The sequence below is a fragment of the Pseudomonas rhizozeae genome (genome assembly GCF_031583775.1).
Lineage (GTDB): Bacteria > Pseudomonadota > Gammaproteobacteria > Pseudomonadales > Pseudomonadaceae > Aquipseudomonas.
In genome coordinates, this window is sequence record NZ_JAVLSB010000063.1 from 24,555 (window position 1) to 37,170 (window position 12,616).

The following is a 12,616-nucleotide window of genomic DNA, read 5'->3' on the forward strand; positions in this document are numbered from 1 at the left end:
CGCTATCGCTGGCAAGCCAGCTCCCACAAGTTTTGTTGGCGGATGCAATAGCTATGATCGCAGGAAAATTCCACAGGTTTCGCGGTTGAACTCGAATCTGCAGAACGCCCACAAAACCCTGTGGGAGGTGGCTTGCCAGCGATGACGTCCTGGCAGGCGCAGAAGTACTCCCTGCATAAACCCCATTGAATGATTGCGCAATCAGTGTAGTATCTCGACCCGAGCGGCGCTTGTCCTGCCCAACAAGCGCCTTGTTTTGATGTTCGGATGATTGCGCAATCATTCGATATTTCCCGCGACGTGATATTTAGCAGCCCACCTCATTTGTTCAAGGACAACGCTCATGCACACACAACAAGAAACGCCTCAATCCTCTGACGGTGATCGCATTGCCTGGGTCCGGGTGTCTTCGGTGATCCTGCCGCTGGCCAATCCGATCAGTGATGCCAAGGTGCTGACTGGGCGGCAGAAGCCGATGACCGAAATCGCGATGCTGTTCGCCGAGATCGAAACCATCGACGGCCACAGCGGCCTCGGCTTCAGTTACTCCAAACGCGCCGGTGGGCCGGGGCAGTTCGCGCATGCTCAGGAAATCGCCCCAGCGCTGCTCGGCGAAAACCCCAGCGACATCAGCAAGCTCTGGACCAAGCTGTGCTGGGCCGGGGCTTCAGTGGGGCGCAGTGGCCTGTCGACCCAGGCCATTGGCGCCTTCGATGTGGCGCTGTGGGACTTGAAAGCCAAACGCGCCAACCTGTCGCTGGCGCGCTTGCTTGGCGCGCAGCGCGATTCGGTGCGTTGCTACAACACTTCCGGGGGGTTCCTGCACACGCCGCTCGACCAACTGATGAAGAACACCGACCTGTCCCGGGAGAAGGGCATCGGCGGCATCAAATTGAAAGTCGGCCAGCCGGATTGCGCGATCGATATCCAGCGCGTCAGCACCGTACGCAAGCACTTGGGCGACCAGTTCCCGCTGATGGTCGACGCCAATCAGCAGTGGGACCGCCCGACCGCCCAGCGCATGTGCCGGCAGTTCGAGGAGTACAACCTGATCTGGATCGAAGAGCCGCTGGACTGCTACGACGCCGAGGGCCATGCCGCGTTGGCGCAACAGTTCGACACGCCGATCGCCACTGGCGAAATGCTGACCAGCGTCGCCGAGCACGCCGAGTTCATCAAACTGCGCGGTGCCGATTTTCTGATGCCGGATGCGCCGCGGGTTGGCGGTATCACGCCGTACCTGAAAGTTGCGGCCATGGCCGAGCACGCCGGGCTGATGCTGGCGCCGCATTTCGCCATGGAACTCCACGTGCACTTGGCCGCCGCGTACCCGACCGAACCTTGGGTCGAGCACTTCGAATGGCTGGAACCGCTGTTCAACGAACGCCTGGAAACCCGCGACGGCCGTATGCTGGTGCCGACGCGCCCCGGCTTGGGCCTGAGCCTCAGCGAGCAGGTCAAACCCTGGACCGCGCAAGTGGCCGAGGTCGGCACGCGTCCGTGAATTCGTGCGGGCGCGTTGCGCAGACTCGGACCCGAAACGAGGCTCCATCAGGGGCTTCTTAAAAGGAAGACAAAGGATGAGTAATTCGCGAGGCGATGTGTTGATCTGGGGGCCGATGCATGGCGCCTTGATGAAGGCACTGGAAGATAATTTCAGCGTCCATCGGCGCTGGGAAATAAGCGATTTCAGCAGTTGGGCCGTGGCCTATGGCGCATCGATTCAGGTGGTGGTAACCAGTGGGGTGTACGGCGCCGACAACGCCACCCTCGACCTGCTGCCGAATCTGCAAGCGATCACCAGTTTTGGCGTTGGCTATGACGCGGTGGACACGGCGTATCTCGCCAGACGCGGCATTCAGTTGAGCAACACGCCGCAGGTGCTCAACCACAGCGTCGCGGAAACCGCGCTGGCGCTGATGCTCGATGTCTCGCGACGCATCAGCGAGGCCGAGCGCTTCGTGCGAGCGGGCAAATGGCAGCAGGGCAAGTTTCCGCTAGGCCGCGACTTGCGGGGCAAAACCTGCGGCATCGTTGGCCTGGGACAGATCGGTAAAGCCATCGCCAAACTGGCCAGTGCGTTTGAGATGAAGGTCGCGTATTACCGGCCGAGCGGGCCCTACGCCGATGTGGCGTACGCGCATTACCCTGACCTCAGGGCTTTGGCGGGTGCAGCGGATTATCTGGTGTTGGTGGTGCCCGGCGGCGATGAGACCCGGCACTTGATTGATCGCGACGTGCTGCGGGCACTGGGGGCGCAGTCGTTTCTGATCAACGTTGCCAGGGGCAGTGTGGTCGACGAAGGGGCGTTGATCGCCGCACTGCGCGAAGGCGAGATCGCTGGCGCGGCGCTGGATGTGTTCGACGACGAACCCAACGTGCCCGCCGAATTGCTGACCATGGACAACGTCGTGCTACTGCCGCACATCGGCAGCGGCACCCAGGAAACCCGCCAGGCCATGGCGGATCTGGTCTATGACAACCTGCTGAGTTTCATCGACAACGGCGTGCTGGTGACGCCGGTAGTGATCTAACAACTCGGGTCAGTTGAACAGGCATGTGGCTGCCATGGCTGTTCCAAACCACACCACACCTGTGGCGAGGGAGCTTGCTCCCGCTGGGCTGCGCAGCAGACCCGTTAACAAGCCACGCGGACTGACTCACCACACCAGCCCAGATTGGGGCCGCTGCGCGCCTCAGTGGCAGCGAGCTCCCTCGCCACAGAGGTGTGGGCCTGACATCAGTTGACGGGAACGGTTTTGATCAGCTCGGCTGGGTTGAACAGGCCGACGCCTCCTCCGGCGGAGCTGCCCGGCAATGGCAAGTCAAGGATATGGCCCTTGATCTTGCCGACCACGTGCATTTCGCAGGGTTTGCAGTCGAACTTCAGGGTCAGCACTTCGTCGCCGTGCACCAGTTGCATCGGTGCGACTTTGGTGCGCACGCCGGTCACCCCTTTGGCCTGTTTCGGGCACAGGTTGAAGGAGAATCGCAGGCAGTGCTTGGTGATCATCACCGGTACTTCGCCGGTTTCTTCGTGGGCCTCGAATGCCGCGTCGATCAGCTTCACGCCGTGGCGGTGATAGAAGTCCCGGGCCTTTTGGTTGTAAACGTTGGCCAGGAATGACAGGTGCGAATCCGGGTACACCGGTGGCGGGGTGGTCTCGGCCTTGCGTCCGCCCCGTGGATGGGCGGCGATGCGCGCTGCGGTCAGGGACTCGATCACGTCGCGGCGCAGGGCCTTGAGTTGCGAATTGGGGATGAAAAACGCCTGCGGCGCGTCGATCTTGATGGTGGTGGCGTGGTACTGGGTGGTGCCCAACTGGCCGAGCAGGTCGTGCAATTGTTCCAGCGCTTGTTGCGGTTTGTTGGCCAGGCCAAACGGCCCGTCCAGGTGCACGCTGGTGCTGACGCCTTCTTCGCTGGTGGCGATCAGCTCGAGACGTTGCTCGGTCAAGCGGGCGACCCAGGCCACCGCGACCCGGCGCTCGGCGGAGGTCTTGAGCAGCGCCTGCTGCCAGTTATGGTCGAGGTTGCGGCTCAGCGGATGGTTCGGCCGTAGTTTGAACAGGCCGTCCGGCATCTCGTTAGGCTCGACGCGGTAGCGGTAGCGCTTCTCGCCGTCCTCCTCGAACTCGCCCCTGGCCTCGGCGATGTTGGCGCGGAAACCCACCACCTCGCGCTTGACCTGGACGTTGAGGCCGTCGCCATTGGACAGCGGCTCATGGGTGACCACCTGAAGGTCACGCTTGCCGACCTTTTCCACCACACCCACCGGCAGGCCGGTGAAGGTCGGCGAATCGAAGGCGCCGATGTCGATCTTGCGTTCGCTGACGAAATAATCGGTGCTGCCACGGTGGAAGGTCTTGTCCGGGTCGGGCAGGAAGAAATGCGCGGTGCGGCCGCTTGAGGCGCGGGCCAGGTCGGGGCGATCTTCGAGCACGGCATCGAGGCGCTGACGGTAGAAGGCCGTGATGTTCTTCACATAGCCCATGTCCTTGTAGCGACCCTCGATCTTGAACGAGCGCACCCCGGCCTCGACCAGCGCGCGAATGTTGGCGCTCTGGTTGTTGTCCTTCATCGACAGCAGGTGCTTTTCGTAGGCGATCACCCCACCTTTTTCGTCCTTCAGCGTGTACGGCAAGCGGCAGGCCTGGGAGCAATCGCCCCGGTTGGCGCTGCGGCCGTTTTGCGCGTGGGAGATATTGCACTGACCGGAGAACGCCACGCACAGCGCGCCGTGGATGAAAAACTCAATGGCGGCGTCGGTCTCGTCGGCGATCGCGCGGATTTCCTGCAGGTTCAGCTCGCGGGCCAGCACCAGTTGCGAGAAGCCGGCCTGATCGAGGAACTTGGCCCGGGCCAGGGTGCGGATATCGGTCTGGGTGCTGGCGTGTAGCTCGATCGGCGGGATGTCCAGTTCCATCACACCCAGGTCCTGGACGATCAGCGCATCGACACCGGCGTCGTACAACTGGTGGATCAGCTGGCGTGCCGGCTCCAGTTCGTTGTCGTGCAGGATGGTGTTGATCGTGGTGAAGACCCGCGCGTGATAGCGTCGGGCAAACTCCACCAGGCCGGCGATTTCGCTAACCTCGTTGCAGGCATTGTGCCGTGCGCCGAAGCTCGGGCCGCCGATGTAGATGGCGTCGGCGCCATGCAGGATCGCTTCGCGGGCAATGGCCACGTCGCGGGCGGGGCTGAGCAATTCCAGGTGATGCTTGGGTAGGGACATATTCTTATGTTCAGGCTTGTCACGGTCGAGGCCGGCATTGTAGCGGCGAAATGCGCGAGCGGCACCCGTGCGCTGCCCGATGGCGCCGGGGTTAGTTCTCGGTGCGGCTTTCGCGGTTGCGGTCGCGCGGGTAGTGGCGCTTGAGCGGGAAGTCCGGCAGCCAGGCTTCGCGCCGCACCGTCCAGCATTCGTAGGTCGGGGTCAGTTGGTCCGGGGCGTCTAGGGCGCCCAGGTTGACTTCGATTTCATCATCGGAACGGGCGAACACCGACCCACCGCAGCGGGGGCAGAAACAGCGCCCGGCGTACGCGTGGGTTTCGCCCTGAATGGAAACAGCGGCTGCCGGAAACATCGCCGCCGCATAAAACAGCGCGCCGTGATGTTTGCGGCAGTCCAGGCAATGACAGATGCCAACCCGGTTCGGCTGGCCGCTGGCCTCGAAGCGCACATCGCCGCACAGGCATCCGCCGGTGAACCGCTGCATGCTAGGTCTCCTCTGTGTCTGATGCGCTAGATCTGCGCCAGCGCCTGCGCCAGGTCGGCGCGCAAGTCTTCAACGTCCTCGACCCCCACCGACAAGCGCACCAGCGCATCGCCAATGCCCAATTTCGCGCGGGTTTCCACCGGAATCGTCGCGTGGGTCATGATCGCCGGGTGCTCGATCAGGCTTTCCACGCCGCCCAGGCTTTCCGCGAGGGCGAAGATGTTCACCGCTTCCAGGAAGCGTCGCGAACCCGCCAGGTCAGTGTTGAGGTCCACGGAGATCATCCCGCCGAAGCCACGCATTTGCCGCCGCGCCAATTCGTGCTGTGGGTGCGAGGGCAGGCCGGGGTAATAAACCCGCGCCACTTGCGGCTGCTGCTCCAGCCAATGCGCCAGGTCCAGCGCGTTGCTGCAGTGACGCTCCATGCGCAGCGCCAAGGTTTTCACCCCGCGCAGGGTGAGGAAAGCGTCGAACGGCCCGGCAATAGCGCCGATCGAGTTCTGCAGGAAGCCCAGGCGCTCCGCCAGGTCTGGGTTTTGCCCGACCACCGCGATGCCGCCGATCACGTCGGAGTGGCCATTGAGGTATTTGGTAGTCGAGTGCAGGACGATGTCGAAGCCCAGTTCCAGCGGCCGCTGAATCCAAGGGCTGGCGAAGGTGTTGTCGGCCACGCAGATAATGTCGCGGTCGTGGCATAGGCGGGCGATGGCGCTCAGGTCCGTGAGGCTCAGCAGCGGGTTGCTCGGGGTCTCGACCCAGACCATGCGCGTGTCCGGTTGCAGCGCGGCTTCGAAGGCCGACAAATCGCTGAGGTCGACGAAACTGAATCGATGCCCGGCGCTGCGTTTGCGCACTTTGTCGAACAGGCGGAAAGTGCCGCCGTACAAGTCGTTGCCGGAAACGATGTGCGCGCCGGCATCGAGCAGTTCGAGCACGGTGGAGATCGCCGCCAGCCCGGAGGCGAACGCGAAAGCCTGGGTGCCGCTTTCCAGGTCGGCGACGCAGCGTTCGAGGGCGAAGCGCGTCGGGTTGTGCGAGCGCCCGTAGTCGAAGCCCTTGTGCACGCCTGGGCTTTGCTGCAAGTAGGTGGAGTTGGCATAGATCGGCGGCATCAGCGCCCCGGTGGTCGGGTCCGGCGTCTGCCCCGCATGGATCACGCGGGTAGCGAACGCGCGGGGTGCGCCGGTTTCATCGTGCTGACTCATGCAAGGGATCTCCGTAAGTGATTGAGCATGTCGACGCGGGTGATCAGGCCATGGAAGCCCGAGGCGTCGGCGATGATCGCCACCAGCCCGCGATCCAGTTCGGCTTGCAGGGCCGCCAGGCTGGCGTCGGGTGGCAAGGTTTGCAGTTTGCCGGTCATCGCGCTGGCGACGGTTTGGCGGAAGTGTGAGGCATCGCCATGCACGTCGAGCAGGATGTCGGACTCGTCGATCACCCCGACCAGTTGCTGGCCGTCCACCAGCACCGGCAGTTGCGAGACGTCCGCCAGGCGCATGCGCTGGAACGCGGTGAGCAGGGTGTCGTCAGGGGCGACGCTGATGACCCGGCCGTCCTCGAAGCGCCGTGAGATCAGGTCACGCAAGTCGCCGTAGCGCTTGACCTGCAATAGGCCCTGGTCGTTCATCCACTGATCGTTGTAGACCTTCGACAGGTAGCGGGTGCCGGTATCGCAGACGAACGTCACCACGCGCTTCGGCTCGGTTTGTTCGCGGCAGTAACGCAGCGCCGCCGCCAGCAGTGTGCCGGTCGATGAGCCGCCGAGAATGCCTTCGGCGCGCAACAACTGGCGGGCGTGATCGAAGCTTTCTTCGTCGCTGATCGAATAAGCCTGGCGCACGCTGGAGAGGTCGGCGATCGACGGAATGAAGTCCTCGCCAATACCTTCCACCGCCCATGAACCCGCCGTGCCGAGGGTGCCGCTGCGGCTGTATTCGGCCATCACCGAACCGACCGGATCGGCCAGTACCATCTCAAGATCGGGTTGCACACGTTTGAAGAAGCGGGTCAGCCCGGTCAGGGTGCCGGCCGAGCCGACACCGACCACAATCGCGTCGACGTCGTGCTGGGTCTGCGCCCAGATTTCCGGTGCGGTGCTGGATTCGTGGGCCAGCGGGTTGGCCGGATTGTTGAACTGGTCGGCGAAGAACGCGTCGGGAATGTCCTTGGCCAGCCGCGCGGCCACGTCCTGGTAATACTCGGGGTGGCCTTTGCCGACATCGGAACGGGTGATGTGCACTTCGGCGCCCATGGCCTTGAGGTGCAAGACTTTCTCGGTGGACATCTTGTCCGGGACCACCAACACCACCCGATAACCCTTGGCCCGGCCGACCAGCGCCAGGCCCAGGCCGGTGTTGCCGGCGGTGGCTTCGACGATGGTGCCACCGGGTTTGAGGCGGCCATCGCGCTCGGCGGCGTCGATCATCGCCAGACCGATGCGGTCCTTGATCGAACCGCCGGGGTTCTGTGATTCAAGCTTGAGAAACAACGTGCATGGGCCGGTATCAAACCGGCTGACGCGCACCAATGGCGTGTTGCCAATCAGTTCGAGTACGGCAGGGCGTGAGTCTTTAGGCATGTGTTCACCTGGCTGCAGGCACAGCGTTGGGGTGGACAGAATCCTGCGTCAATCGCAGGCCATCAATGCCTTGGACCATAGGCCGGGAACGCCCGCGCCGCAAGCGACAGATGCGGGGCAGTTTGTTCCATACAGTTGCTCTGGCGCGCCTACTCTGGCCGCTTCCATAACCCGCGGCCCGGTGTTTTAGCGGTCGCCGGCGAAGGCTCGCTGCAAGGTGGCGATGTCGAGTTTTTTCATCTGCAGCATGGCTTCCATCGCCCGTTGGGATTTCTTTGTGTCCGGGTCCGCGAGCATGTCGAACAGCGCCACCGGCACGATCTGCCAAGACAAGTCGAACCGGTCCTTGACCCAGCCGCATTGCTCGGCCTGCGGCACCGCCGACAAGGCGTTCCAGAAGTAATCGACTTCCTCCTGGGTGTCGCAGTTGATCTGGAACGAAACCGCTTCCGTGAACTTGAAGATTGGTCCGCCGTTGAGGCCGGTGAAGCTGTGGCCGTCGAGTTCGAAACTGACCGTCATCACTGAGCCTTCCGGGCGGCCGTGAAATTCAAAACCGGCGTGGCCGTAGTAAGTGGTCTGGGTGATTCGCGAGTTGTTGAAGACCGAGCAATAAAACTTCGCGGCGTCTTCGGCCTGGTCGTCGAACCACAGGCAGGGCGAGATCTTCTGCAACTGTGCCATGGCGTTTGTCCTCTACAGGTTAATCGCGCTGATAGTTCAGCGTAGTCAGCCTGTAGTCGTCCGGCGTGGCTGCAGATCGACGGATGAGTGCAGGTTTTCTCGAATGCGAGTCGTAAAGACTTCGATGCAGTCATTACGACTCTTCCTGACAGAGAGTCATTTTGACTTTGGATGCGTTAATTAATTGAAATGTAGGGCTTTTATAGTTGGCACGGGGATTGATATGACCTAAGCACACAATCATCAGCTTCAGGAGTACGAAAAAATGTTCAATTTCTTCAACAATCCGCTGACTGTTCTGCACCTGTCGAGCAAAGTCCTCGAAGTTGGCCTGGCCATGCTGCTGCTGGGTATCTACGGCGCTTACTTCTATCAAGGACACCTGGCACTGTCGGTGCAGGTATTGATGCACGCTATGACCATCGTCGGCCCGACCTTGCTGAAGATCGGCTACGTGATGCGCCTGCTGTCGCAGCACCGCCTGAGCAAAAAAACCGTGGCCGTGGTGGCTTGAGATGCGCAACCTCGGGGCCGCGCCGCTGTGGAGCCTGGGCTTCCGGCCGTTCTTTCTGGCGGGAGCCGGGTTCGCCGCGCTGGCGGTAGCGATCTGGGCGCTGTGGCTGTACGGCCGCTTGCCCGGCGCGCAACCCTTGGGCGGCATGCTCGCCTGGCATCGGCATGAAATGCCTTTCGGCTTCGCCGGTGCGGTGGTTGCTGGGTTCCTCCTCACCGCCGTCCCCAACTGGACCGGACGGCCCGGCGTGCGCGGTTGGTCGCTGATCGGCCTGTTCGCGGTGTGGCTGGTGGGGCGACTGGCGTGGTGGCTGCCGCTTGGCCCGACCGGGTTGCTGCTGATGCAGGCTCCGTTCCTGCCGCTGTTGGCGGTGCTGCTCGGGTGCGATCTGATCGCCGCCGGCAAGCGTGAGAACTATCCGATTCTGTTGGTATTGGCGCTGTTGACGGTGTGCCAGTGGCTGACGTTGGCCGGCATGGCCAGCGATGACGTCGGCCTGCAACGGCGCGGCGTGCTGGCAGCGCTGTGGCTGATTGCGGCGCTGATGAGCGTGATAGGCGGGCGGGTGATTCCGTTTTTTATCCAGCGTGGTTTGAATCGCCCGGCGGCCAGCCAGAGTTATCCGCGACAGACCCAAACGCTATTAGTGGCTTCGATGCTGGTGGCGCTGTGCGTCGCCGCTGGCGGTAATGATCAACCGCGCGTCTGGCTGGCGGCGTTGTACCTGCTAATCAGTGGCCTGCACCTTGTGCGGTTGTGGCGCTGGCACGACAAAGACCTGTGGCGAGTGCCGCTGTTGTGGTCACTGTATGTGGCTTACGCCTGGTTGCTGGTAGCCGCTGCGGCGATGGCGTTGTGGCATGCCGGCTGGATCGCTCAGCAAAGCCTGGCCACCCATGCGCTGGCAGTGGGCGGCGTCGGCGGCTTGATTCTGGCGATGATCGCTCGGGTCAGTCTCGGGCACACCGGGCGGCCGCTCACGCCGTCGAAAACCGTGGTCATCGCCTTTGGCCTGATCGTTCTGGCGGCGCTAAGCCGGGTGCTGCTGGTGCCGATCTCGGCGCTCGGTCTCGGTGTGTCGGCCACCCTCTGGTGTCTGGCTTTCGCCTTGTTTGTCGGCCGTTACGCCGGTTGGTTGCTGGGTCCGCGACGCTGATGCTCAATCACGGCGTAAGCCGCCCTGGCTGGCGATCCAGCGGGTGGCCAAGTCGATAAAGGCGCGCAGTTTGGGTTGGGTCTGGGTGCGGCTGGGAAAGTACAGGTAGAATCCTGACATCAACGGAATGTACGGCTGCAACACCCGTTCAAGGCGACCGCTGGCCAGGTCATCGACGATCTCCAGATCACAGGCGTAGGCCAGGCCGAGGCCATTGCGGGCGGCGGCCAGCATAAAACTACGATCGTTGACGGTCAGGCTGGCGTCGATACCTACGGTGAAATCCCGGCCATCGCGGCGGAATTCCCAACGATGCGGACTGCCAGCGGTGGGGAAGCGGAAACCCAGGCACTGATGGCTGGTCAGGTCTTCCGGGCGCTTGGGTTTGCCGGCGCTGGCGAAGTACGCCGGCGAGCCCACAACCGACCATTGCAGATCGGCAGTCAGGCGCACGGCGATCATGTCTTTCTCGATCGATTCCCCCAGACGAATGCCGGCATCGAGCCCGGCGGCGGTGAGATCGACAGTGCTGTCGTCCAGCGAGATATCTAGCTTCACTTGCGGATACGCTTGGCGAAACAGCGGAATCAACGGCTCCAGCAACAACGCCCCGGACAACCTCGGCGCCGTCAGGCGCAGGGTGCCGATGGGTTGATCGCGGAAACCATTAAGTTCGAGCAAGGCATCGTCGATTTCACTGGCCGCCGGGCGCAGGCGGGCGAAGAGCGCGGCGCCGGCCTCGGTCAACGCCACGCGGCGAGTGGTGCGCTGGAACAGCAGAACGCCGGTGCGGCGCTCGAGCAATTTGATAGCGTGGCTGACGGCGGTAGGAGTGACCGCCAGGCGCGTGGCGGCGAGGGTGAAACTCTTGTGCTCGGCCACGGCGAGAAATTCGGTGAGGCCATTAAACGGATCGTCGTTCATCGCGTAGCCATTATGAAGTTGGGATTCATAGTGCTTGTATCACGAGGGCGTTTTTCCTATCAATCATTCTGCGTACCTTGTGTCCATCGCTTCACACAAATCCTCACTCACGCTCACAAGGTAAATCGACATGACTACTGCAAACAGCTTTAAACGCGTCTGGATGATCACCGGTGCTTCCCGTGGTATCGGTGCCAAAATTGCCGCCGCGGCACTGGCCAACGGCGACGCCGTGGTCGCCACTGCCCGTGACGCCAGCACCGTCACACAGCGTTTCGGCGACGTGCCGGGCCTGCTGGCCGTGGCCCTCGACGTCACCAACGAAGCCCAGAGCAAGGCCGTGGCCCAGGCCGCCATTGACCACTTCGGGCGCATCGACGTCCTGGTCAACAACGCCGGTTTCGGTCTGCTCGGCGCGGTGGAAGAAGCCAGCGCCGATGAAGTGCGCCGCTTGTACGAAACCAACGTCTTCGGCTTGCTGAACATCACTCGGGCGGTGCTGCCGTTCATGCGCTCGGCGCGCAGCGGGCATGTGATCAACCTGTCGTCGGTGGGCGGCTACGCATCGGGCCCAGGCTTCGGCGTGTACTGCTCGACCAAATTCGCCGTTGAAGGCCTGAGCGAAGCGCTGCACGCCGAACTGGCGCCGATCGGCATCAAAGTCACGGTGGTTGAGCCAGGCTACTTCCGCACTGAATTCCTGGAAGGCAACTCGCTGGTGGAATCCCCGGCGACCATCGCCGATTACGACAGCACCGCCGGCGAAGTGCGCAAGATCGCCAAAGCCGTGACCCTGAACCAGCCTGGCGACCCGGACAAACTGGCAACAGCCATGGTCACCCTGGTCGAAGCCGAACACGCGCCACTGCGCTTGCCGCTGGGCAGTGACTGCGTGGCGGCGATTGAAGCGAAGAACGTGTTTGTGGCTGAAGAATTGGCCACTTGGCGGGAAGTGTCGGTGTCGACTGACTTCTAAGCGACGGCGCGGTTGGCAATGTGTGGGAGTGGGTCTGTTTGTGGATGGGTGAATCAGCCAACTGAGGTGTTGAGGCTGATGGCCCTTTCGCGAGCAGGCTCGCTCCCACTTTTGTTTTGCATCCTAAGCGGAACATCTGTGGGAGTGAGCCTGCTCGCGAAGGCTTTGTGGCTGGCGATGGGGTTTTTAGGGTGTACATATCCGTTGCTGCGGTGATGGCTGCTTATGGTTTCGCCCTTACGGCGAGGCACCTTTTTCAAACGCCAAAAAGGTCCCCCAAAAGGCTGCCCCTGACGTACGGCCCCTCGCTGAGGCTCGGGGTTCCTTCGCTCCGGCATTCATCCGGGGGCATCGCCCTCCGGTTGGCTTCGCTGGCACCTACATGCGATGAGTTCGACTGCGTCGAACGGCGCTGCGCGCCAATCCCCGGATGAACGCCTCCACTCAGCCTTCCGACGGGGCGGGTGGATCAAAAGCCAGATCAAAAGCAGGATCAAGAGCGCGGCGAGCTGACACTCGGCCTGATGGGGTACGCAATTATTGCGGACCCCTCCGACCCCTCCGA

Annotated in this window: 11 protein-coding genes; 5 read left to right on the forward strand and 6 right to left on the reverse strand. The window is 62.6% G+C overall.

Annotated elements, in window-relative coordinates:
* Positions 1-343: 343 nt before the first annotated feature.
* Both RG836_RS22510 and RG836_RS22515 read left to right on the forward strand, forming a co-directional pair.
* Positions 344-1,504 (forward strand): L-talarate/galactarate dehydratase, encoded by a 1,161-nt coding sequence (locus RG836_RS22510; protein ID WP_310849696.1) that lies wholly within the window; start codon positions 344-346, stop codon positions 1,502-1,504.
* Positions 1,505-1,580: 76 nt separating this feature from the next.
* Positions 1,581-2,534 carry a 2-hydroxyacid dehydrogenase gene (locus RG836_RS22515; RefSeq protein ID WP_310849698.1) on the forward strand — a complete coding sequence of 318 codons (954 nt, stop codon included), beginning with the start codon at positions 1,581-1,583 and terminating at the stop codon, positions 2,532-2,534.
* Positions 2,535-2,740: 206 nt separating this feature from the next.
* Here the strand turns inward: RG836_RS22515 and RG836_RS22520 are convergent, their stop codons facing one another.
* The 5 genes from RG836_RS22520 to RG836_RS22540 all read right to left on the reverse strand — a co-directional run bounded on the left by RG836_RS22520 (position 2,741) and on the right by RG836_RS22540 (position 8,481).
* Positions 2,741-4,735, reverse strand: a complete 1,995-nt coding sequence (locus tag RG836_RS22520) for a peptidase U32 family protein (protein ID WP_310849700.1) — start codon at positions 4,733-4,735, stop codon at positions 2,741-2,743.
* 91 nt (positions 4,736-4,826) lie between these two features.
* Positions 4,827-5,219 (reverse strand): GFA family protein, encoded by a 393-nt coding sequence (locus RG836_RS22525; protein ID WP_310849702.1) that lies wholly within the window; start codon positions 5,217-5,219, stop codon positions 4,827-4,829.
* Between the two features lie 26 nt (positions 5,220-5,245).
* Positions 5,246-6,424, reverse strand: a complete 1,179-nt coding sequence (locus tag RG836_RS22530) for a cystathionine gamma-synthase (RefSeq protein ID WP_310849703.1) — start codon at positions 6,422-6,424, stop codon at positions 5,246-5,248.
* The gene (locus tag RG836_RS22535; RefSeq protein ID WP_310849705.1) at positions 6,421-7,797 is read right to left on the reverse strand and encodes a cystathionine beta-synthase; all 1,377 of its coding nucleotides are present in this window, start codon (positions 7,795-7,797) and stop codon (positions 6,421-6,423) included. Before RG836_RS22535 ends, RG836_RS22530 begins: the two co-directional genes overlap by 4 nt.
* Before the next feature lie 186 nt (positions 7,798-7,983).
* Positions 7,984-8,481 (reverse strand): VOC family protein, encoded by a 498-nt coding sequence (locus tag RG836_RS22540; protein ID WP_310849706.1) that lies wholly within the window; start codon positions 8,479-8,481, stop codon positions 7,984-7,986.
* 265 nt (positions 8,482-8,746) lie between these two features.
* Here RG836_RS22540 and RG836_RS22545 point away from each other — a divergent pair, with 265 nt between their 5' ends.
* Both RG836_RS22545 and RG836_RS22550 read left to right on the forward strand, forming a co-directional pair.
* Positions 8,747-8,995, forward strand: coding sequence for a transmembrane sensor/regulator PpyR (locus tag RG836_RS22545; protein ID WP_310849707.1), 249 nt, complete (start codon positions 8,747-8,749; stop codon positions 8,993-8,995).
* Between the two features lies 1 nt (position 8,996).
* Entirely contained in the window at positions 8,997-10,151 is a 1,155-nt protein-coding gene (locus RG836_RS22550; protein WP_310849709.1) for an NnrS family protein, read from the forward strand.
* A gap of 3 nt (positions 10,152-10,154) precedes the next feature.
* Here the strand turns inward: RG836_RS22550 and RG836_RS22555 are convergent, their stop codons facing one another.
* Positions 10,155-11,075 (reverse strand): LysR family transcriptional regulator, encoded by a 921-nt coding sequence (locus RG836_RS22555; protein WP_310849711.1) that lies wholly within the window; start codon positions 11,073-11,075, stop codon positions 10,155-10,157.
* 130 nt (positions 11,076-11,205) lie between these two features.
* On the opposite strand from RG836_RS22555, the gene RG836_RS22560 reads away from it, so the two are divergent.
* A complete protein-coding gene (locus RG836_RS22560) occupies positions 11,206-12,051 on the forward strand; it encodes an oxidoreductase (protein ID WP_310849713.1) in 846 nt (281 codons plus the stop codon).
* Positions 12,052-12,616: the final 565 nt, after the last annotated feature.

Excerpts from the sequence above, each read along its gene's own strand:
- RG836_RS22510 (WP_310849696.1), top strand. The coding sequence starts at position 344 with ATGCACACACAACAAGAAACGCCTCAATCCTCTGACGGTGATCGCATT.
- RG836_RS22515 (WP_310849698.1), top strand. The coding sequence starts at position 1,581 with ATGAGTAATTCGCGAGGCGATGTGTTGATCTGGGGGCCGATGCATGGC.
- RG836_RS22520 (WP_310849700.1), bottom strand. The coding sequence starts at position 4,735 with ATGTCCCTACCCAAGCATCACCTGGAATTGCTCAGCCCCGCCCGCGAC.
- RG836_RS22525 (WP_310849702.1), bottom strand. The coding sequence starts at position 5,219 with ATGCAGCGGTTCACCGGCGGATGCCTGTGCGGCGATGTGCGCTTCGAG.
- RG836_RS22530 (WP_310849703.1), bottom strand. The coding sequence starts at position 6,424 with ATGAGTCAGCACGATGAAACCGGCGCACCCCGCGCGTTCGCTACCCGC.
- RG836_RS22535 (WP_310849705.1), bottom strand. The coding sequence starts at position 7,797 with ATGCCTAAAGACTCACGCCCTGCCGTACTCGAACTGATTGGCAACACG.
- RG836_RS22540 (WP_310849706.1), bottom strand. The coding sequence starts at position 8,481 with ATGGCACAGTTGCAGAAGATCTCGCCCTGCCTGTGGTTCGACGACCAG.
- RG836_RS22545 (WP_310849707.1), top strand. The coding sequence starts at position 8,747 with ATGTTCAATTTCTTCAACAATCCGCTGACTGTTCTGCACCTGTCGAGC.
- RG836_RS22550 (WP_310849709.1), top strand. The coding sequence starts at position 8,997 with ATGCGCAACCTCGGGGCCGCGCCGCTGTGGAGCCTGGGCTTCCGGCCG.
- RG836_RS22555 (WP_310849711.1), bottom strand. The coding sequence starts at position 11,075 with ATGAACGACGATCCGTTTAATGGCCTCACCGAATTTCTCGCCGTGGCC.
- RG836_RS22560 (WP_310849713.1), top strand. The coding sequence starts at position 11,206 with ATGACTACTGCAAACAGCTTTAAACGCGTCTGGATGATCACCGGTGCT.